The following is a 22,360-nucleotide window of genomic DNA, read 5'->3' on the forward strand; positions in this document are numbered from 1 at the left end:
AAAACATCATAAAATGAATAAATTCTTCACATACACATTTGGTTTAGTAATCCTTTTCATGTCATGCAAAAATGAAAAAAAGAAAACCGTTGAGACCCAAGATCAAAAACCCATGAACATTTTATTTATCGCAGTTGACGATTTGCGTCCAGAATTAAATTTCTACGGTGCCAATCATATCCAATCTCCCAATTTAGATAAACTCGCCATCGAAAGCTTGGTGTTTAACAGGGCCTATTGTAACGTGCCAGTTTGTGGGGCTTCTAGAGCGAGTTTGCTTACAGGTGTAAGACCTGCACGGCATCGATTTATTGATGCTAGAACAGAGAAGGACGTAGATGCTCCAGATGCGGTATCATTGCCTTTGCTTTTAAAGCAAAATGGATATACCACCATTTCAAATGGAAAAATTTATCATAGTGGAAAAGATGATAATAATGCTTGGGATTCTAGATGGTTTCCTAAAGGAAATGTTAGAGACTATCAATTATCTGAAAGTGCAAAACAAGCTATTGTGACAAGCTATGGACCACCTTTTGAAAATGTAGCTGTAGAAGATGATGCCTATTTTGATGGAAAAATTGCTAAAAAAGGGATAGAAGACTTACAAAAACTAAAAGAAGGAAATCAACCATTTTTTCTGGCACTCGGTTTTATGAAACCGCATTTACCATTTAATGCCCCGAAAAAATATTGGGATTTATACGATAGAAGTACTATTGAACTTCCTGAAAGTTACGTACAGCCTGCTTCTACACCAAAACAGGCTTTTCATAAATTTGGTGAACTGCGTAAATATCATAATATCCCTAAAAAAGGCGATTTGCCAGAAGATTTAGCTAAAGAATTGATTCATGGATATTATGCTTGCGTAAGCTATGTTGATGCGCAAATAGGATTGGTGCTTGATGAATTGAAACGTTTAGAGCTGGAAGAAGATACCATTGTGATTTTATGGGGCGACCATGGTTGGAATTTAGGCGATCATAAACTATGGTGTAAACACGTCACGTTTGAAACTGCCCTAAGAACACCACTAATCATAAAAGTACCAGGTAAAACAAGCGGACAACAAACAAATGCCATAATAGAGTATATAGATATTTATCCAAGTTTAGCTGAGTTAGTTGGTTTGGATAGTCCTGAAACTGTTGAAGGGCAAAGTTTTGTGCCCGTTATAAATGGAGAAACGCCACAAAAAGATTGGGGAGTATCCAAATTTAAAGATATGGTTACCTTAATTAAAGGCGATTTGTTTTATACAGAATGGGTTAAAGATGATGGTATAGCTTATGCCCGTATGCTGTTCGACCATAAAACAGACCCTTTAGAATTGGATAATCTAGCTGAAAAACCAGAGTATCAAGACACTGTACATCAACTTGCTGTGGAGTTAAGAGCTAAATGGGGGAAAGATTTTCTTAACTAATTAACAACTTTGATAAACAGTTATGCATGCTATAAAACTACCCTTAAAGGTTGAGAATGAATTAAAAAAGGTGTCTAAAGTTGCGGGATATTTGTGGCAACGTGAATGGGCAGAACGAAATGCAGGCAATATATCTATCAATTTAACATCATTTTTTAAAAATGAAGACCTTCAGGGTATAGGGGAAGAAGTGCCTTTTAATTTCCCTAAAGGACTAGGAGGATTTATAATATATATAACAGGAACAGGTTGCTATTTGAGGGATTTGGTAGATCAAATTGAGGCGGTTTCTTGTATATTATATATAAATGAAAAAGCCAATGCGTACTCCATCGTTTGGGGAGGAAAACGAGCTAATTTCAGCCCTACTTGTGAATTGATTTCACATTCAAGTATACATCTTTTTAATTCTATTAATCAACCAGAGAACTTAGCTATTGTTCATACGCATCCCTTGGAGTTGATATGTTTGAGTCATCACGAATTATTTAATGATGAAGAAGAATTGAATAGACAGGTTTGGATGATGTGTCCTGAAGTCAAGGTGTTTGTTCCAAAAGGTATTCATTGTACACCTTACGCCTTATCCAGTACCGCAGATTTAGCTAAAGTAACTATTGAAGCTTTTAAAAAAAGAAACGTATCTTTATGGGAAAAGCATGGTGCTACGGCTACTGCACCAGATGTTGAAAAAGCATGGGACTTTTTGGATGTAGCCAATAAGGGCGCTAAGCTTTTAATGATGTGTTGGTCAGCAGGTTTTAAACCTAGTGGGCTTTCTGACGAGCAGTTAAAGGAATTGGAGCAATTTGTTTAACGTCACTAAATCTTGCTTGTAAAATTTAAGACAACTTCCTATTGCGTCATTAGAAAAGGGTTGAGGATTTTTTAAATAGAATAAGTATGAAAACTATGAAGTACAAAAAAGCCCTAGTATCGCTGTTAATCATTTCACTTTGTGGAAATATTTTTAGTCAAGAATTAGAACGTCCTTTTATCTTAGTAAAATCTAGTGAGCGTAATCAAATCCTAGAAAAAATAGACACCCAATCCTGGGCTCAACAAATTTATGATACGCTAAAATTAACAACCGACGCTGAGTTCGCGAAATTTTACAAAAACCCGTCAGTATATATCAAACAATTGCCCTTTGATTGGTCTAAAAAACAACAAAACCATTTTCCGCCATTTTTTAAAACAACACATATACGGAATGGTGTTCAAGAAAATTTGGATAATGCGACCGAGGAAGACTGGAAACCTGCCGAACTTTTAATTACACATTTGCAAGTGGCTTTAGATTGTGGTACCATGTACTACATCACCCAAGATGAGAAATATGCATACATGGCAAGCAGTATTTTATATTCATTTTTAAAATCAGTACAGCAATCTGAGGTATCTACTTGGAGAGGTAGGGGCGGTTGGTTATTTCCGTATGATGGCTTTCGAGAAGTTCGTGTCATCGGGTATAGACTACCGTTGATTTATGATTTTATCCATTCTTATCTGAAAGAAGAAGGAAAAGCTTTTGATATTATTAAAGACAAAAACGTAAATTTTCCTTTTGAAGATGCTCAGGAAGTGTTTAAGGCCTATGCAAACATAACGGTAAATTACGGGCAATCGGGTTCAAATCATAGTGTTTTAGAAGCACCAAGTTTGGTGTATAATGCCTTGGCGATGGATGATGAAACGGATCGAGAAAAGTGGTTGTCCTATTTCTTCACTGAAAGTACCGAAAACCAAGATGCGCTAAACGTTATGGTTAAAAATTATAAAAATGAAGGTGATATCTGGCCAGAAACCTCTCAATATTTAAATCATACAACATCCATTTTAGCAAGATTGATGTTGGTACTGAATAAATACGATCCGTCTTTAAAATTGGGGGAAAAGCACTCCAATATTTTGCATGCCCTACCTCGACTGGATTATTTTGTATATCCTAACAATGAAATTGTACGTTGGGGAGATGGACACAGGCATGCGCATGTGCCTTATGAAGCTTATGATGATGCCTATGCCGTGGCTAAGATGGATGGGTTGACGGAAATTCAAAATAAATTTGCACCACTTATTAATAGGGCAATTAGCAAAGGGAAATATAAAAGAAAAGGTACTGAGGCTTTATTTTGGTACGATGGTAGTTTTGATAATGCATCTACCAATGTAGAGTTGTCGCGGACGGATAGAGTGTATCATGCTGGTATTGTTTTACAACGTAATTTAAGTAACACAAATAACCCCAAAGATGGTTTAATGTGTTTTGTTGGCGGTGCGCACATGGTACATGGGCATGCGGAAGGCATGAATATTGAATTATACGGTGAGGGGCAAGTTTTAGGGGTAGATAACGGCAGAAATCGCTATGGGGTTGACCTTCATGAAAACTACTCCAGAATTTTTGCAGGGCACAACACTGTTATTGTAAATGGAAGCTCTCGAGGTGAAGGTGGATGGGTTGATTTGGAAATTAATAAAATTCAACTGATTTCCATGGAACCCGAAGTTGGGCAGGAAGGAGTGTCTCCTAATCATTCTTTTAGTTTAACAAGTTTTGAAGATGATAAAGGAGATAAGGCCGAAGCCACACAAGAACGCACCTTGGCTTTGATTAGAACGTCTCCAACAACAGGCTATTATGTAGATGTATTCCGCTCAAAATCCAGACTACCGAATGAATATCATGATTATTTGTATCATAATATAGGAGACAAACTCACTTTTGAAAATAAGGATTTAGATTTTCAAAAAACACCTGAAAGATATATGGCGAATGCAGATTTACCATGGAAACGTAACAAAGTTTATAGGCATCCAGGATGGCATTTCTTCGAAGATGTAAATACTTCAAAAACTTATGCAAGTGATGTAAAAGCCACATTTCAGACAGAAAAATTAAAACAAGGCGATATTTTTATGCAATTGCATATTCCGGGTTTTGAAAATAGAACTTATACAAAAGTAAAGGCGCCAATTACCTTTGAGTCTCCAGAGCCCTATGATAGTTTACCAACACCAACTTTGGTCATTAGAAAAGAAGGCGAGGCATGGAAAAACCCATTTGTAGTGGTTTTTGAACCCTATAACGAAACGGAAACGCCATCCATTCAATCCGTTACTAAAATTGAGCAGGATGGATTGTATAAAGGCTTAAAAGTTGTGAGTAAAACACCTTCCGAAACTTTAATTCAGTATGTGATTGCGCAGTCGAAAAATGATATCTTTCAGAATGAAGTATTGGATATTTATTTTGAAGGGACTTTAGCAATAATCACCTTAAATGAAGATGAAACGTTAAAAAGTATTTACGTTGGAGAAGGTGAAAAACTTTCTTATAAAAATGAGGATATTACTACCAATTCATCAAAATCATATTATAAAGAGTACACTAAATAATTCTAATAACAAACACTATTTAAAATGAAGCAATTACTCGTCTTATTATTAACGATTACTCTTTTTGGTTGCCAAACAAGTACTAACGAAACCTTGCTTTTTGTGGGTAGTTATACTGATAAACAACCAGGTGAAGGCATTCATGTTTACCAGTTTAACAACGAAACTGGAGAAAGCGTTTTAAAGTTTACTTTGGATAGTATAACAAACACCTCTTTTTTAAAGCTATCCGATAACGGCGAATATTTGTATTCTGTTGTAGAAAGTCAAATGCCACACCACGGTAAAGTAGCTTCGTTCAAAGTGGATGCTAAAAATCAAAAAATAGAATTACTAAATATGCAGGACTGTGGCGGGCTGAACCCTGTGCATTTGCAAATTGACCACACAGGAAATTATTTAACCAATTCAAATTACTCCGATGGAAGTTTAAGCTTATTTAAGATTAATAAAGATGGAAGTCTTAATGAGGCAAGTCAAGTGCTAAAATTTAAGGATAGCAGTATTATAAAAGGGCGTCAGGATAAGTCTCATATTCATTCATCATATTTTTCACCTGATAATAAGTACTTGTTTACTCAGGATTTAGGAGCAGATAAGATGAGAAGATTTAGCTTTTCCGATAAGGATAAAGGCTTATTAGAAAATGAAATGGATATTAAAGCTAAACTAGGTAGCGGACCTAGGCATTTTGCCTTTCATCCCAATGGGAAATTTGGATATTTAGCAAACGAATTGAGTGGTAAAGTTGATGCGTATCAATATGTAAATGGAGATTTGGTTTTTATAGAAGATTACCTTTCTTACGGTCAACAACAAGATATTTACAGAACAGCAGATATCCATACCTCACCAGATGGCAAGTTTTTGTATGTTTCAAATAGAGGGCCCGAAGAAGATACTATTACCGTGTTTCAAATTAATCAAGACAACGGCAAACTAACTTTGGTAGAAAGAACGGATACGGGAGGCCAACACCCTAGAAACTTTGCGATTCACCCTTCAGGAAAATATTTGTTGGTTACAAACATGTTTACCGATAATGTTGTTGTGTTTCGGAGAGACATCGAAACAGGAAAACTAACAAAACTAGATAAGGAGATTAAAGTGAAAACGCCGTCTAGTGTTCAGATATTCACCTATGCAATTTCGGAGTAATAAGCGAAATTTGCGATGGTGAAATAGGCAGGCAACCTCTTAAAGTAGTCTATTGGTATCCCAAATATTCAATCTTGTTTAAGTTGCGTTGGGTGTTTTGCTCGTACAGTTCGTAAACCAATCCATCTTTCAAGCCTACTTTCGGTACCAATATTTGATCGCTACCCATTTCTTTCATCACCCTAAGGTATATTTCGGATGCAGGTATGATTACGTCCGCCCTGTCCGGGTTCATTTTCAGGATGGACATGCGTTCCTCATAGCTAAACTCTTTTACATAAGCCCTCAATGCTTTAAGCTCTGCATACGAGATTGCCATATTCGATGCTTTATTGGCCAATTTGTACAGGCGGTTGATGTTACCGCCAGTGCCTATGCCAATTATATTTTTTGATTTGTAGAATGGCGTGGCGCGCAACCATTCTCTTATGGAGTTAAAAACTTCCGCTCTTTCATCTGCGGAAAGTTGACGAACCGAACCAATTCTAAAAGATTGGTTTTCAATAAGCTGTCCGTTTTCTATCAGGTTGAGTTCAGTACTACCTCCCCCTACATCTATATGAACGTACTTCTTGTCGCTTAAAGTGTGCAAAATAGCTTTGTTTAATATGCTGGCTTCCTTTTTACCGGGGATAATGTCTATTTTTAAACCTACGCTATTGTTTATGGTCTGTTGAATTTCGTCTCCGTTAGTGGCCTCCCGCATGGCCGATGTAGCAACTGCGTAATAACCTTCAACCTCGTACAGATCGATCAAATGCTTAAATGTGCTCATTAATTTTATGAACTTCTCCCTTGTGGCTGGAGAAATTTCGCCTTTGGAAAACACATCATGGCCCAGGCGCAAGGGAAATCTTAGCAATTGCAGGTTTTTAAAACTTACCAAATCTTGGTCTTCATATACTCTTACTACCTGAAGCCTAATGGCATTCGACCCGATATCAACTGAAGCTAATTTCATGTTCGTACAAATTTTAAATGGTTATATCAATTCATAAATATAAAAACAATTATTTCAAAACATTAAAATGTAGGGCTTTCGGTATTCCAATTTTCAGGTGAGGCAAAATTGGCTACAGCGATTCTCTTTCAACAAAATTAAACGGGACCTTTACTTTAATTCCGCAGGACTTATTCAAAATAATCTCGGCCGCTGATTCACCCATAACCTTGAAGTCTGTAGAAATTGTAGTGATGCCAAGTAATTCCTTTAAAGGCGTTTCGTTATAAGAAATTATGCCAATATCTTTGCCAAGAATGAACTCATCCTCGCGTAATTGCTTAACAAGGCTTACCAGATCGGATTCTTCAATAGTAATAAACAAATCGCCACGTTTCAAAATCATATCATCATATACCTTGTCTAATACCTCGAATTCGAATTTGTGCTCCACACAAAACTTCCTGAAACCATGTAAAATACGCCTAGGATAAGGATAAACGGCTTTCTCGGGGTATATCAATACAAGCTTTTCGTATCGCTTAATTTTTTGAAGGCCCTCCGTCAAGGCAAAGTAAATGTCATTTTCAAAGTCTTGATAAATTTCATTTGTCTTTCCGTTAAAGATGGGTTTGCTATTATCGAGCAAAATAAATTTTTCGGGGGGCAAGGACAGTAATTTTTCCAAAACTTTATCCGTAAAGCTAACATGCTTCAAGTCCTCTGCCTTAAAATGAGGCATAATTACAAAGTAGTCATATGCCGCTTTATTTTTATCCAATAAATTGAGAAACAAAGTTTCATCACAATGATACACATGTAAATCGGTATGCGAATTGGCACCAATACTGTTGATAAAGTGATTGTAGGCTCTTAATTTATAGGTGCTTAGCTTGTTTATTAGGAAAAGTATGTTGACTTTGGAAATTAATTTGGTCCTGGTTATGTAGAACCCTTTTCCGCGTATTGAGGTAATTATATTGCGCTCCTTTAATATGCTATAGGCCTTTTCGACAGTATCACGAGATAGATAAAACTCTTCGCTAAACATATTTATGGATGGGATCTTTTGATCCATCGTCAAGTTTCCAATTGAAATATTATGGATAATTGAATCTATGATCTGCTGGTATTTTGGCACCCTAGAGTTTTCATCAATCGTTATGAATTTCATCATTTCCATTAGGGAGGGAGATTTACGAGTCAAAAAATTTTAATTACTGAAAAGTAAAACTTTTTTTTGAAAAAATTCAATAAAGAAGCAACTCTTTATGGAGTTTTTGTATGCGAATAAGGCAGTATGTTCTGGGGTAAAGAGATTTGCCAACCTACATTGAATTCCTATTTGTAAACCTGAAAGGAACTTTAACTTTACCTTTTTTATTGTCCAGAATCATATGCGCTGCGGCTTCTCCCATTAACTTAAAGTCCGTGGATATTGTTGAAATACCCAGAAGTGCTTTTAAGGGTGTTTCGTTGTAAGATATAATACCAATATCTTTTCCCAGAGAAAGTTTCTTCTCTTTTAGTAATCCCATTAAGTTTATCAGATCATTTTCTTCAATTGTGATAAACAAATCCCCTTTAAACAGGATCATATCATCATGTACCTTATCAAAAATATCAAAATCTAAATTATGCTTTACGCAAAACCGTGTGAAGCCTCGAGTAATTCTTTTTGGATACGGATGTACCGCTTTTCTTGGATATATTAGGATTATCTTTTTGTACCGGGCTATCTTTTTTACCCCCTTGTTAAGTGCATTGAAAATGTCCTGTTCATAATCCTCATAAACCGTAATTGGGTTATCTTCAATTGGGATTTGTGCGTTACCCATAATCACAAGTTTGTTCCGGGGAATTTTGCTCATGGCCTGGGTTACATCCACTGTTGTACTCGTATGTTGTTGATCTTCAGTTTTAAAGTGGGGCATAATAACGTAATGGTCGTAGGTCCTTTTATGTTTTTCCAATAAATTCAGAAATAGGGATTCGTCACAATGGTAGATGTGAAGATCGACGTAAGCGTTGGGGCCAATACTTTTCATAAAGGAATAGTATATTTCCATCTTGTACCAACTCAATTTATTAATGAGAAATAAAATATTTAGTTTGTTGATCAGTTTGGTACGGGAAATATAAAAGCCCTTTCCTTGTATCGAGGTAATTATATTGCGTTCTTTTAGTATGCTGTAAGCCTTTTCTACGGTATCTCTGGAAAGGTAAAATTCTTCACTAAAACTATTGATTGAAGGAATCTTTTGGTCCATCTTAAGATTTCCCATTGAAATATTAAGGATTATCGAATCAATAATCTGCTGGTATTTGGGTACCCTGGAATTTTTGTCAATCTTTATAAACTTCATCATTTCCTTGATATTTTAATCTCAATTTTCTAATAAGCAAAGTTGCCATGCCAACATTTTGGGAGATATGCCATTTAGGCAAGCATATCGATGATGAAAGCAATAATTTAGAATATGTGCTTATCATAATTCATATGATTACAGTTGCAAAAATATAAAAGAAACTGATTGTTAAACTTACGACAAAAATAATTGTTGATTGTGTCCTTCTGTACTTTAAATTTACTGTTGGTTCTTATGGTACGAATTCCGTTGCTTGCTGTTACAATGGCTTTAGCATAAGCCAAATATTTCTAGGGTGTTCATTTTATATGACGGAATCGGACAGTTTATTTTTAAAGGAATTGGGCTGCGAAGTATTCTGCAAGGCAATGTTAAAAAATCTATATCTAATACAGTTTTGATATCAATGGCGTCTCAAACGGTACAGTACAGGATAGGAATGTTTGTCCCCTACAGTATTTTTGGTTTTATAACTTATTTTAATAAAAAAATGAAAAACACTACAAAAACCTTCGAATATGTCGATTATTTATGGGATGAGGCAAAAGCGGCATCTTTGGGCGACAATCAAGTAGAATTATTTCTCTACCGCTCAAATATTTTGGGAGCCGATTTAAGAATAACAAATTATGGTGGCGGAAATACCAGTTGCAAGACAATTGAAACCGATCCATTGACAAACGAAGAGGTTGAAGTAATGTGGGTAAAAGGTTCTGGTGGCGATATTGGGACTTTAACAAGATCCGGTATCGCTGGATTATATACCAAAAGGCTGAGAGACCTTAAAAATGTGTATCAAGGTCTGCATGATGAAGACAGGATGGTGGGGCTTTTTAACCACTGTATATATGATTTGGACAGTAAAGCGCCATCTATTGATACGCCTTTACATGGTTTATTGCCATTTGCACATATAGATCACTTACACCCGGATGCTTTAATTGCTGTAGCGGCCGCTAAGGATAGTGAGAAAGTAACCAAAGAAATTTGGGGAGATACTATGGGATGGGTACCATGGCAAAAGCCAGGGTTCGATTTAGGTCTTCAGTTGGAAAAATGCCTGGCCGATAATCCTGGAATACGAGGTATCGTTTTAGGTAGCCATGGTCTATTCACTTGGGGAGACACGTCTTACGAATGTTATATGAACAGTTTAGAAGTTATTGAAATGGCCTCTGACTATATTGCGAAGAAAATTGAATCCGGCGGGCCAGTTTTTGGTGGCGAAAAAGTATCAAGCCTTCCTAAAGATGAGCGCGTGGAAAAGGCGGCGCAATTAATGCCATTGCTTAGAGGCTTGTGTTCTTCTGAAAATCGCATGATAGGACACTTCTCTGATTCTGATGTCGTAATGCAATATATCAATAGTCATGACCTGGAGCGATTGGCCCCAATGGGTACATCTTGCCCAGACCACTTCTTAAGAACAAAAATCCAACCTTTGGTATTGGATTTAGATAAAAATGAAGACCTGTCAGATACGGAAGCTGTTTTAAAGAAATTGGAACCTGCATTTGAGGCATACCGCCAGGAATATGTTGACTATTACAACACTTGTAAAGTAGATAATAGTCCAGCAATTCGAGATGCAAATCCTGTAATCATTATTTATCCGGGGGTTGGTATGTTTAGTTTCGCTAAAAACAAACAAACAACACGTGTTGCTAGTGAGTTTTATATAAACGCCATAAACGTAATGCGCGGTGCGGAGGCTATTACATCTTACACGTCTTTGCCAAGGCAAGAAGCATTTAATATTGAGTATTGGTTATTGGAAGAGGCAAAGTTGCAGCGTATGCCCAAAGAGAAGCCACTATCGCGTAAAGTAGCATTGGTTACAGGTGCTGGTGGTGGTATTGGTAAAGCTATTGCTGATAAATTGGCTGCGGAAGGTGCAAACGTTGTGCTGACCGATATCAATGAAGAAGCACTTATTGAGGCCAATGGCACTTATGCAAGGGATGTTTCCGCTTATGCCATTTGCGATGTAACCAATACCGAATCTATAGCAAGTGCCTACAAAAAGGCTGTTATGGAGTTTGGTGGTGTAGATATCGTAGTGCACAGCGCAGGTTTGGCAATTTCCAAACCATTAGAGGATACTACCGATAAGGATTGGAATATTTTACAAAATATTCTTGTTAAAGGTCAGTTTGATTTGGCCAAGCAATTTTCAGCTATTACGCGCAAGCAAGGTTTAGGTGGAGATTACATTGCTATAGCAAGTAAAAATGGATTAGTTGCGGGGCCAAACAATGTGGCTTACGGTACGGCAAAGGCAGCCCAACAGCACATGGTACGCCTGCTGGCGGCCGAATTGGCAAAAGATAAAGTTAGGGTTAATACCGTTAACCCTGATGGCGTAATTGTTGGAAGCAAAATTTGGGAAGGCGCATGGGCCGAGGGTAGAGCAAAAGCCAACGGTATTACTGTAGAAGAGCTACCAGCATTTTATGCAAAGCGCAATTTATTACATGAAATCATTACCCCAGATGATATTGCTAACGGTGTATTCTCGTTAGTAGGTATTTTGGATAAGTCCACCGGTAACATTATTAATGTAGATGGTGGTATGGCAAATGCCTTTGTAAGATAACATTCAAGAAATTGATTTAGTCAATAATTTAGTTTATTTTAGTGAGAAAGATTACTTCCATGATTGGTTTGATATTCATCATGGAAGTGCTTTTCATTTTTAGAACTATAATAACCAGTCCAAACAATTATGAAAATTAATAAAGAACAACTAGCAGAGTCGAATAAACCAGGTTTAGGTAATCACAATGAAAACTTCGATTTTTTATCAAACAAGTTAACAAAGCAGGGTCACGACGTAAATGCGATCGTGTCTAAATTAGGGGCTTTTCAGGTAGCAATACCAAGTTGGGCCTTAGGCGCAGGGGGAACACGTTTTGGGAGGTTCTCGTTTTATGGTGAGCCTTCAAGCTTAGAGCAAAAAATAGAAGACATTGGAATAATTCATGGTCTTACACAAACAGCAGGAGCCGTTTCATTGCACATTCCGTGGGACATTCCGTCGGACTACAATGCCATAAAGGAAAAAGCAGATGCCCTGGATATTAAATTTGATGCCGTAAATTCCAATACGTTTCAAGATCAGGAAGATGCTTCGGAATCATATAAATATGGTTCTTTAAGCAATACAAGTAAAGCTGTAAGAGATCAGGCGATCCAACATAACTTGGATGTGATCAAAATAGGGGATAAATTAGGGTCCAAAGCATTAGCAGTTTGGTTGGCTGACGGTTCTTGTTTTCCGGGCCAAAATAATTTTCAAACCGCATTTCAAAATACGCAGGATAGCTTAGTAGAAATTTACAAAGGACTGCCCGATGATTGGAAAATGCTTGTAGAATATAAGCCTTATGAGCCTAATTTCTACAGTACGGTAATACAAGATTGGGGAGCATCATTGATGTTGGCTAATGGTTGCGGTGATAAGGCCTATACACTTGTGGATTTAGGTCACCATTTACCCAATTCAAATATCGAACAGATAGTTTCTATACTTCAACTAAAGGGTAAATTGGGAGGTTTCCATTTTAATGATAGTAAATATGGTGATGACGATCTGACGGTGGGAAGCATTAAGCCTTATGCTCTGTTCTTGATTTTTAATGAACTGGTATATGGTATGCAAAACAATCCACAAAATCCAGATTTAGCTTGGATGATTGATGCAAGTCATAATGTAAAAGATCCTTTGGAGGATTTAATTCAATCACTTGAAGCAATTCAAGAGGCTTATGCAAAAGCAATGTTAATTGACCAAAATGCTCTAAAAGCGGCGCAGATGGACAATGATGTAGTGAAGTGCCAAGAAATATTACAAGGAGCCTATAGAACCGATGTTAGGCCATTGTTGGAAAAGGCAAGGTTGAACTCTGGAGGGGCTTTAAATCCAATACAATCCTATCGCTCCTTAGACGTTAGGGGAGGACTTATCAAAGAAAGAGGAAAGCACACTATTGCCACAGGTTTATAAGTATGAAAAAAGTTACGGCAGTTTTTGATATAGGCAAGACTAATAAAAAGTTTTTCCTCTTTGATAAAAATTTCAATGAGGTCTATACAGAATACACTTCGTTTGAAGAAATAGAAGATGAGGATGGGCATCCAACTGAGAATCTTGGGGAACTACGGACGTGGGTAAAAGAAGTATTTGATAAGTTTCTGAAATCAGATACTTATGATGTAAAAGCCATCAACTTTTCTACGTATGGGGCAAGTTTTGTGCATATTGACGAACAGGGCAATCCTCTAACACCACTTTACAATTATACTAAGCCTTTAGACGGAAAAGTTGTTGATGCTTTTTTTGAAAAGTACGGACCCAGAGAAGAATTTTTGAAGAACACGGGGTGTACCGAGTTAAGTATGCTTAACTCTGGTCTCCAACTTTTTTGGTTAAAGTATGAAAAGCCAGAGGTGTTCAAAAAAATTAAATACTCATTACACTTGCCGCAGTATTTGAGCTTTATGTTTACGGGTATTCCTGTTAGCGAATATACAAGTATTGGTTGCCATACCGCCCTCTGGGACTACTCAAAGAAGGACTACCATAGTTGGGTTTACAGTGAAGGAATAGATAAAATTCTGCCACCGATTGTGTCTACTGAAACTAGCATAAATATGAACTACGATGGGCATCGTGTAAAAGCTGGTGTAGGTATACACGATAGTTCTGCGGCGCTTTTACCTTATGTAAGGAGTATCAACAAAAAATTTGTATTGGTTTCAACAGGAACGTGGAGTATTGTTTTCAATCCCTATTTTGAAACTCCAATTGAAGAGCAATCCTATGATAAAGATACCTTGAATTACATGCGTATCAATGGAAGACCAGTCCGTGCAACAAGGCTGTTTTTAGGTAACGAGTACAAAGTACAGGTCGCATATCTTACTAAACATTTTGGAGTAGACGATGACTATCATATGAAGGTGAAATTTGATTATGACACCTATTATGAAATTGTAGAGGATTTTAAGAATTGCTTTAAATGGGAGAGTATAGAGGGCGAAAATATGCCAGAACAGACATACATGCCCTATACGGAGTTTGAACACGCCTACCATCAACTTATGGTTGAGCTGGTTTTAATCCAAATAAAGTGCATCAAGGATGCTTTGGGAGGAAACAATTTTGCAAGAATATATGTAGATGGCGGATTTAGTAACAACGACATCTATATTAAGTTGTTATGTCATTATTTCAGGGATAAAAAATTGAGCACAACCGATGCGTCTTTGGGATCAGCTTTGGGAGCCGCCATTTCAATTTCTGACAACAAACTAAATTCCAAATTCTTAAAGAAAAATTATGCGCTTAAAAAACATGTGCCATTTATTGTAAATGCATAGTTGACAGCGTACATCGTTACGAGAAAAAAATTAATTAATAAACCAACAATATTGTATTGAAATGTCAAAAAATATAAAATTAGTTCATCCAAGAGATCAAATTACCGAAATAATAGACCGAGTTTATAAACGGGGCATGACCACAACTTCTGGAGGTAATATCTCTATTATAGACGATGAAGGCGATATCTGGGTAACACCTTCAGCCATTGATAAAGGATCCTTAAGAGCATCCGATATTATTTGTGTAAAAAAAGATGGTACCATTATAGGGAAGCACAAGCCTTCCTCTGAGTTCCCGTTCCATAAAGCTATTTATGAAGCTAGACCAGATATTAAATCTGTAATCCACGCGCATCCACCGGCATTGGTGTCGTTTAGTATTGTGCGTCAAATACCCAATACAAATATTATTTCTCAAGCAAAACATGTTTGTGGACCAATTGGATATGCAAAATATAGACTTCCTGGTAGTGAAGATTTAGGCGAAGTAATTGCAGATGAATTTAAAAAAGGTTATAAAGCTGTTATTATGGAAAATCACGGCACCGTTTTAGGAGGAAGTGATTTAACAGATGCCTATGAGCGTTTTGAAGCCTTAGAGTTTTGTGCAAATACCATTCTATATGGCTCTCAAATTGGAACCCCTAGATATTTGACTGATGACCAAATTGATGAATTTGAATCACAGGCAACGGGAGTTCTCCCTGAAATGGAAAGCACTAGTTATACTTCGGATGAAGTAGAAAAGCGATTGGAAATATGCAAAATTGTCCAACGCTCTTGTGAACAAGGTTTAATGATAAGTTCTTATGGTACTGTGTCTATGCGTTGGAAAGAGAACGATTTTTTAATAACACCAACTGGAGCTAATAGATGGGATTTAGATTTAGACGATATCGTACAAATAAAGGGTGGTAAGCGAGAAGCTGGTAAAACACCTAGTAGGGCTACTTGGATTCATCAGGAAATTTATAATAAAAACCCTGATGTGAATTCTATTATAATGACCCAATCCCCTTATTTGATGGCTTTTGGTGTAACAGGTACTCATTTGAATGTAAGAACCATTCCTGAGAGTTGGATTTTCTTGCAGGATATAAACTTTTTAAAGTACGGTGATCATTTCAGAAAAAACAATAATTCAGAAATGGTTGAAGATTGTGCAACTGCATTAATAATAGAAAATGATTCGGTAATTGTTACTGGAGATAAATTGTTGCAAACATTTGATTATTTGGAAGTTGCGGAATTTAGTGCAAAATCTATTGTTTTAGGCCATTCCCTTGGAGAAATGGTGCCAATAAATGATGAACAGGTAGAAGATTTAAGAAAGAAATTTTTGACATAAAATATGGCAATAAGTTTTGACACACGTTATCCATCTATCGATGACCTAAGAGCTAAAGCTCAAAAAAAGATTCCAAAATTTGCTTTTGAGTATCTTGATGGAGGGTGTAATGAAGATGTTAATTTAGTTCGTAATACGGCAGAGCTACGAGAAGTTCAGCTTAAGCCAAACTACTTAAGAAAACACCATGGCTCATCGTTAAAGACTAAATTATTTGGAGTTGAATATGATGCGCCGTTTGGTATTGCACCGGTTGGACTTCAAGGTTTAATGTGGCCCAATTCGCCGGAAATATTGGCAAAGGCAGCGTTTGAGCATAATATTCCTTTTATTTTAAGCACGGTAACCACTACTAGTATAGAGCGAGCCAGTGAATTGACAGAAGGAAAAGCATGGTTTCAATTGTACCATCCGGCCGAGGATTCATTAAGGGATGATATTATCAATAGGGCCGCCGTAGCGCATTGTCCTGTTCTAGTCATTCTGTGCGATGTCCCTACGTTTGGTTTTAGACCAAGAGATATAAGAAATGGATTGGCTATGCCACCTAAAATGAATCTAGCAAATATTTTAGAAGGATTTACACACCCACACTGGAGTTTGCAAACTTTAAAACATGGTATCCCTAATTTTGCAACCCTGAAACCATATATGCCTAAAAATTTGGATTTAAAGCAATTAGGCAAGTTCATGGACCAAACCTTTAGTGGAAGGCTAAATGCTGAAAAAATAAAGCCTATCCGCGACATGTGGAAAGGTAAACTTGTTTTAAAAGGTGTAGCATCAGAGTATGATACCGAAGAGGCAATCCGATTAGGATTAGATGGTATTATTGTGTCCAATCATGGGGGGCGTCAATTAGATGCAGGTCAATCAACGGTTAAGCCATTATCAACTATTGCTGAAAAGTATGGAGATAAGATTGAGGTAATGATGGATAGTGGTATTCGTTCGGGACCTGATGTAGCAAGAGCCATGGCAAGCGGTGCTAAATTTACATTTATGGGGCGCTCATTTATGTATGGCGTTTCTGCATTAGGTAAAAAAGGAGGTAACCATACTATTTCTTTGCTGAAAACAGAACTGCAACAAGTGATGGATCAACTGTGTTGTGAGACCACTAGTGATTTCCCAAATCATTTAATAAAGTAGATTTAAATCTTTTAGAGGTATAAGAATATTAACTAACTAAACAATATATTATGAAACATTATAGGCAATTTATTAATGGTCAGTTTATAGATTCAAAGGCCACTTCGGTGATTGAGATACTAAACCCATGCACAGAAGAAGTCATTAGCACCATATCGACAGGAACGATAGAAGACGCCAATAATGCCTTGGAAGCTGCACAGGCATCACAACCAGCTTGGGAAGCTTTGCCAGCAATACAGCGGGCTGCATTTTTGCACAAAATGGCTGATGTTATTAGAGAAAACAGAGTGTTTTTGGCTGAAACTCTGTCTAGAGAACAAGCTAAGGTTATTGGTTTAGCTCAAGTTGAAATAGACGTAACAGCTGATTATTTTGATTATAACGCTGGTTGGGCAAGAAGAATTGAAGGTGAAATAATTCAAAGTGATAGAGAAAAAGAACATATCTATTTGCACAAAGTGCCAATCGGGGTAGCAGTAGGTATTTGCCCTTGGAACTTCCCATTTTTTGTGATGGCACGTAAAGTTGCGGCATCGTTAATCACGGGAAACACTTGTGTTATTAAACCAAGTTCTGAAGCGCCTAATACTATTATGGAGTTTGCAGACCTTATTCAAAAGATTAAGTTGCCTGCCGGTGTTTTAAATTTTGTTTGCGGCGCAGGTAGAACGGTTGGAAATGCTTTGTGTGGAAGTCCCATTACAGGTATTATCAGTTTAACTGGTAGCGTGGGTGCAGGACAAAAAGTAATTAGTGCTGCTGCTGAAAATATCACAAAAGTTTCTTTGGAATTAGGAGGTAAGGCTCCTGCCATTGTTTGTGCAGATGCTAATATGGAGTTGGCTGTAAATTCCGTTGTATCTTCTAAGGTTATTTTTAGTGGACAGGTTTGTAACTGTGCAGAACGTGTATATGTAGAGGATAGCATTTACGATGAATTTGTAGATAAGCTCACTAAGAAAATGAGCGAGGTTAAAATTGAAGAGGCCTTAACGGGAACTGATGCTGATATGAGTAGTCTGGTTTCTAAAGATCAATTGGATAAAATCACAGAAATGGTTGAGTTTGCCAAGAAAGAAGGAGCAGAGGTGCTTGTTGGTGGTGGACAACCAGATAAATTTGACAGAGGCTACTTTTACGAACCAACTTTAATTACGGGTTGTCGTCAGGATAGTCAAATCATTCAAGAAGAAGTTTTTGGACCAGTATTGCCAGTAATGAAGTTTAATACTTTAGATGAAGCGATTGCAATGTCCAATGACTCGGAATTTGGTTTAACATCATCTATATTTTCTGAAAACTTCAATAACATCATGAAAGCTACAAATGGTCTTCATTTTGGTGAAACTTACGTTAACAGAGAGCATTTTGAAGCTATTCAAGGATTTCATGCCGGATGGAAAAAGTCTGGTATAGGCGGAGCTGATGGTAAATATGGTATGGAGGAATATTTACATACAAAAGTAGTTTACGCTAAATACTACTAGAAGTATCATGTAATACATAAAAAAAGCTCAGCTATTAAAATTAGCTGAGCTTTTTTGTTTTTTAATATTAGTGTTACTTAATTTCTATTTGAAAAGTTAAGCATCCAATCTACACATTCAACGTGGCTAAACAGCATTTTGTTTCCTTGTGGATGATTGGCACCGGGGAAAGCAATATACTTTACATTTTTATTACCTGCGGCCTTTAAAAGATCGGTCATTTTTTTTGCTGATGCTACGTTTTTACCGTCTTCACCACCCACCATACCATATACAGGGAAATTAGCAAGTTTGGCAAAATCATCATTTTCCGAAACACCACTAAATCCTCCTAGTCCTGCAGCTGCAAAACGTTCTGGAGATTGCTGTATCCATTCCCATATACCTCGTCCTCCCATACTGTGTCCTATCAGATAAATTCGGCTTTGGTCTATTTGAGTGTAATTTTCAAGAATATAATCTAGCATAATATTCAAAGTATTAGGATCCCATTTTTCAAAAGAGTTGGGTTCCAACAGAATTAAATCTTTACCAGTTAATTCGGCAAGTGAGAGCCCCTTTACTTCCGAAGATCGTTTAAGTTGCTCTTCAATGCTCCATGTTTTTCCACCACCGCCATGTAATGATATAAGAAGTGGTAGTTTGCCTTTCGTTTCCTTTTTTGGGAAAGCCATAAAAGCGGTCTTTTTTAAGTTTCCTAATTTGGGTTGTAAGTCCTCAGGCCAGTTTAAAAGCTTTACTTCCATGTTTTTGAAAGTGTCATTAATATCCTTAAGCGTCTTTTCAATATCGGGTGCTTGCTGAAAACTGGTCAGCAAAAGGAAAGTAAATATACCGTAAACTAGTTTTTTCATTATTTAAAAATTTAAATTAATATGTTTAGTATTCTCGATACTTTCATCTTGAAATAGTTGTGCTATTCAGTTTCTATTGACAAAATTTTAAACCAATAAAACCGTCAAACTCATAGCACCATGAGCACCGACTACCAGGCATTGCTCTATATCTGCCGTTTTTGAAGGCCCTGAGATAAACACGCCAAAATCCCTGTCTCTTTTGGCAATCTTGTCATAAGCTTCAAGCATGTGTAAACAGATGCTGTCCTTTTTCAGAATAATGACCAGATCGTTTGTGATAAAGGGCAGTACGCGGACTATGCTATCTTTAGCAGAAACCCAAACCGCACCATTTTCTGCAACACCAAGTTCTGCTTCAATAATAGCCAGATCCACAGTTTCAAGATTATGCGGATCCATGTTTTTATCAACAGTGACGGTTCCTAAACTAGATTTATCCGTTGTTGAAACAATTCGTGTTTTATCGGGGTAACTTTCCTTTATCGGTGAATCTATAGCCCCTTTATTTGCTTCAATAATATTTCCCCCTACGAGGGTAATATTGTTTTTAAACCGTTCAATTAAATTGATGTCTTCCTTAAAGGCAGATACATCAATTTCTGGAAGTGGAAGTACTTCTGGCCTGTTCGCTTTTACAGATTTCAATATAGCTTCTCTACCCATTTTTCTTTCTTTTTTTATACCAGTTATCAAAACTGTCGTTCTTAACTTTGGGAAGCTCTCGGGCTTTTCCCCAAGCATTCAACCTGTTGTAAATCATGAATCGCGGTGCATGTTTTAATGCAAAACGAGCGGAATTGCCTGCTATTTTATAAAGTTTAGGCTTAGATAGCACTACACCTGCCGTTTTTAAGATAGATTTTTTAACAATAGGCTGTTGGGTCTCCTTTACAATAATTTGTCGCCATTTATAGAGCTGTTCATGAATGTCAATTTTTACAGGGCAAACATTGGAGCATGAACCGCAAAGTGTGGATGCAAAAGGTAATGAACTGTGTTTTTTCAAATCTTTTCCTGGTGAAAGAATAGAACCGATTGGTCCAGGTATAGTATAATCATAACTATGCCCGCCACTTCTTCGATAAATAGGGCAGGTGTTCATACAAGCTCCGCAACGGATACAATGTAATGATGCTCTAAAATCCGGCCTACTTAATTGTTCCGTTCTACCATTGTCAACAATAACAATATGCATTTCCTTACCATCTTCTGGTTTGTTGAAATGCGAAGAGTACGTTGTAATGGGTTGGCCTGTCGCACTTCTAGCGAGTAGCCTTAAAAAAACACCAAGATGCTTTTCCTTAGGGATAATTTTTTCAATACCCATACAGGCGATATGTGCTTTTGCAAGATGAACGCCCATATCAGCATTGCCCTCGTTCGTACAAACTACTACGCCACCGGTATCTGCCACGGCAAAGTTTACGCCCGTAATGGCCACATCGGCATTAAGGAATTTATCCCTTAAATGCTTTCTGGCTTCTCCAACCAAATAATCTGGATTTCCGCCACTAGGCTTTGTGTTTAAATGCTTCTGAAACAGTACATCAACATCCTCTTTGGTTTTATGTATAGCGGGTAACACGATATGGCTTGGTGGTTCTTCTGCTAATTGTACGATACGCTCGCCTAAATCCGTATCGATTACTTCGATGCCCCTATCCTCCAAAAACGGATTCAAGTGGCATTCTTCGGTTAACATGGATTTACTTTTAACTACTTTTTTAGCATTATGTTTGCTCAATATATCATTAACAATGTTATTGTGTTCCTCAGCATTTGAGGCCCAGTGTACATGAATGCCCTTTTTTTGTGCGTTAGCTTCAAATTGGATTAGATATTCATCTAAATTTGACATGACGTGGGCTTTGATACCTGAGCCCAATTGCCTCAAATATTCCCATCCCTGAACGTTATGTGCTGATTTATCACGCTTTTCCCTAACAAACCAAAGGGCTTTATCATGCCAGTTTACTTTTGCTTCATCTTTATTGAACTCCGTAGCTTTTTGTGCGTGTCCCATAACTTAAAAAGTGCTATTTAGAATTTCGGCAATGTGCATTACCTTCAACGGTTGTTTGTTTCTGTTTACAATACCTTCCATGTGCATCAAACAGGAATGGTCGGCGCCGGTGAGTACCTCCACATCACTGTCAAGATGGTCTTTAACCCGATCATTACCCATTTTAGCCGAAATGGCTTCTTCAAAAACGGCAAAAGTACCTCCAAAACCACAACATTCGTCTTTGCGATTGAGGGCCATCAGCTCCAGCCCTTTTACTTTATTTAATAAATCTTCTTCTGTAGAATAATGTTCGCCTTGTACCTCAGAACATTTGCCTAATTTAAGGCCTCTTAGTCCATGACAGCTTTTATGAAGTCCTACCTTGTGAGGAAAAGATGCACCCAAATCGGTTTTCCCAAGTATTTTTACAATGAATTCACAAAGCTCGTAGGCATTGTTTCTTACCCTCTTTACGTCCTCCGTTTGTTCTAAAATATCGAAGTGATGCTTGATATGGTAAATGCAACTACCAGATGGGCCTACAATAAAATCGTAGGCTTTAAAATTCTTGACGAAGTGGTCACAAATGCCTTTAGAATCTTCTTCGTATCCTGAATTCCCTAACGGCTGCCCGCAACAGGTTTGTCCTTCGGGATAATACACATCGACCCCTAGTTTTTCGAGTAGTTCCAAGGTTGCAATGCCGACTTGCGGATATAATTGATTGATATAGCAGGGGATAAAAAGCCCTACTTTTATGGAGTTTGTATTCATTAAGTTTAGTAAAGTTTTAGTCAGTTAAAAATATCCTATATCTTGATGAAA

At 37.2% G+C, this 22,360-nt stretch carries 17 protein-coding genes; 10 read left to right on the forward strand and 7 right to left on the reverse strand.

Annotation, left to right across the window (positions count from 1 at the left end; all coding sequences use genetic code 11):
- The first annotated feature begins 13 nt into the window (after positions 1-13).
- The 4 genes from H7U19_RS09945 (at position 14) to H7U19_RS09960 (ending at position 5,989) form a co-directional block, all read left to right on the forward strand.
- Positions 14-1,429 carry a sulfatase gene (locus H7U19_RS09945; RefSeq protein WP_246454756.1) on the forward strand — a complete coding sequence of 472 codons (1,416 nt, stop codon included), beginning with the start codon at positions 14-16 and terminating at the stop codon, positions 1,427-1,429.
- A gap of 22 nt (positions 1,430-1,451) precedes the next feature.
- Positions 1,452-2,246, forward strand: a complete 795-nt coding sequence (gene rhaD, locus H7U19_RS09950) for a rhamnulose-1-phosphate aldolase (RefSeq protein WP_186561901.1) — start codon at positions 1,452-1,454, stop codon at positions 2,244-2,246.
- A gap of 86 nt (positions 2,247-2,332) precedes the next feature.
- Positions 2,333-4,831 carry an endo-acting ulvan lysase-like protein gene (locus H7U19_RS09955; RefSeq protein WP_222597418.1) on the forward strand — a complete coding sequence of 833 codons (2,499 nt, stop codon included), beginning with the start codon at positions 2,333-2,335 and terminating at the stop codon, positions 4,829-4,831.
- 24 nt (positions 4,832-4,855) lie between these two features.
- A complete protein-coding gene (locus tag H7U19_RS09960) occupies positions 4,856-5,989 on the forward strand; it encodes a lactonase family protein (protein WP_186561905.1) in 1,134 nt (377 codons plus the stop codon).
- A 49-nt stretch (positions 5,990-6,038) separates the two neighbouring features.
- Here H7U19_RS09960 and H7U19_RS09965 read toward each other — a convergent pair whose 3' ends face one another.
- The 3 genes from H7U19_RS09965 to H7U19_RS09975 all read right to left on the reverse strand — a co-directional run bounded on the left by H7U19_RS09965 (position 6,039) and on the right by H7U19_RS09975 (position 9,298).
- Positions 6,039-6,950: a Ppx/GppA phosphatase family protein gene (locus tag H7U19_RS09965; protein WP_186561907.1), complete on the reverse strand. Its 912-nt coding sequence runs from the start codon at positions 6,948-6,950 to the stop codon at positions 6,039-6,041.
- Between the two features lie 112 nt (positions 6,951-7,062).
- Positions 7,063-8,106: a GntR family transcriptional regulator gene (locus H7U19_RS09970; protein WP_186561909.1), complete on the reverse strand. Its 1,044-nt coding sequence runs from the start codon at positions 8,104-8,106 to the stop codon at positions 7,063-7,065.
- Between the two features lie 151 nt (positions 8,107-8,257).
- Positions 8,258-9,298 (reverse strand): GntR family transcriptional regulator, encoded by a 1,041-nt coding sequence (locus H7U19_RS09975; RefSeq protein ID WP_186561911.1) that lies wholly within the window; start codon positions 9,296-9,298, stop codon positions 8,258-8,260.
- 490 nt (positions 9,299-9,788) lie between these two features.
- Here H7U19_RS09975 and H7U19_RS09980 point away from each other — a divergent pair, with 490 nt between their 5' ends.
- The 6 genes from H7U19_RS09980 to aldA all read left to right on the forward strand — a co-directional run bounded on the left by H7U19_RS09980 (position 9,789) and on the right by aldA (position 18,673).
- A complete protein-coding gene (locus tag H7U19_RS09980; RefSeq protein ID WP_186561913.1) occupies positions 9,789-11,894 on the forward strand; it encodes a bifunctional aldolase/short-chain dehydrogenase in 2,106 nt (701 codons plus the stop codon).
- Positions 11,895-12,023: 129 nt separating this feature from the next.
- Positions 12,024-13,304, forward strand: a complete 1,281-nt coding sequence (locus H7U19_RS09985) for a sugar isomerase (protein ID WP_186561915.1) — start codon at positions 12,024-12,026, stop codon at positions 13,302-13,304.
- A 2-nt stretch (positions 13,305-13,306) separates the two neighbouring features.
- Positions 13,307-14,680 carry an FGGY-family carbohydrate kinase gene (locus tag H7U19_RS09990; RefSeq protein WP_186561917.1) on the forward strand — a complete coding sequence of 458 codons (1,374 nt, stop codon included), beginning with the start codon at positions 13,307-13,309 and terminating at the stop codon, positions 14,678-14,680.
- Positions 14,681-14,741: 61 nt separating this feature from the next.
- A complete protein-coding gene (locus tag H7U19_RS09995) occupies positions 14,742-16,031 on the forward strand; it encodes a class II aldolase/adducin family protein (RefSeq protein ID WP_186561918.1) in 1,290 nt (429 codons plus the stop codon).
- Between the two features lie 3 nt (positions 16,032-16,034).
- Positions 16,035-17,183, forward strand: a complete 1,149-nt coding sequence (locus H7U19_RS10000; protein WP_186561920.1) for an alpha-hydroxy acid oxidase — start codon at positions 16,035-16,037, stop codon at positions 17,181-17,183.
- 50 nt (positions 17,184-17,233) lie between these two features.
- Positions 17,234-18,673, forward strand: coding sequence for an aldehyde dehydrogenase (aldA, locus tag H7U19_RS10005; protein WP_186561922.1), 1,440 nt, complete (start codon positions 17,234-17,236; stop codon positions 18,671-18,673).
- A 77-nt stretch (positions 18,674-18,750) separates the two neighbouring features.
- Here the strand turns inward: aldA and H7U19_RS10010 are convergent, their stop codons facing one another.
- The 4 genes from H7U19_RS10010 to H7U19_RS10025 form a co-directional block, all read right to left on the reverse strand.
- Positions 18,751-19,527 (reverse strand): carboxylesterase family protein, encoded by a 777-nt coding sequence (locus tag H7U19_RS10010; RefSeq protein WP_186561924.1) that lies wholly within the window; start codon positions 19,525-19,527, stop codon positions 18,751-18,753.
- A gap of 87 nt (positions 19,528-19,614) precedes the next feature.
- Complete coding sequence (locus H7U19_RS10015; RefSeq protein WP_186561926.1) at positions 19,615-20,193, reverse strand: LutC/YkgG family protein; 579 nt, start codon at positions 20,191-20,193, stop codon at positions 19,615-19,617.
- Positions 20,186-21,553: a lactate utilization protein B gene (locus tag H7U19_RS10020; RefSeq protein ID WP_186561928.1), complete on the reverse strand. Its 1,368-nt coding sequence runs from the start codon at positions 21,551-21,553 to the stop codon at positions 20,186-20,188. The genes H7U19_RS10015 and H7U19_RS10020 overlap by 8 nt, the downstream gene beginning before the upstream one ends.
- Before the next feature lie 3 nt (positions 21,554-21,556).
- Complete coding sequence (locus H7U19_RS10025; protein WP_222597419.1) at positions 21,557-22,309, reverse strand: (Fe-S)-binding protein; 753 nt, start codon at positions 22,307-22,309, stop codon at positions 21,557-21,559.
- Between the last annotated feature and the right edge of the window lie 51 nt (positions 22,310-22,360).

The sequence above is a fragment of the Hyunsoonleella aquatilis genome (genome assembly GCF_014270105.1).
Classification (GTDB): Bacteria; Bacteroidota; Bacteroidia; order Flavobacteriales; family Flavobacteriaceae; genus Jejuia; species Jejuia aquatilis.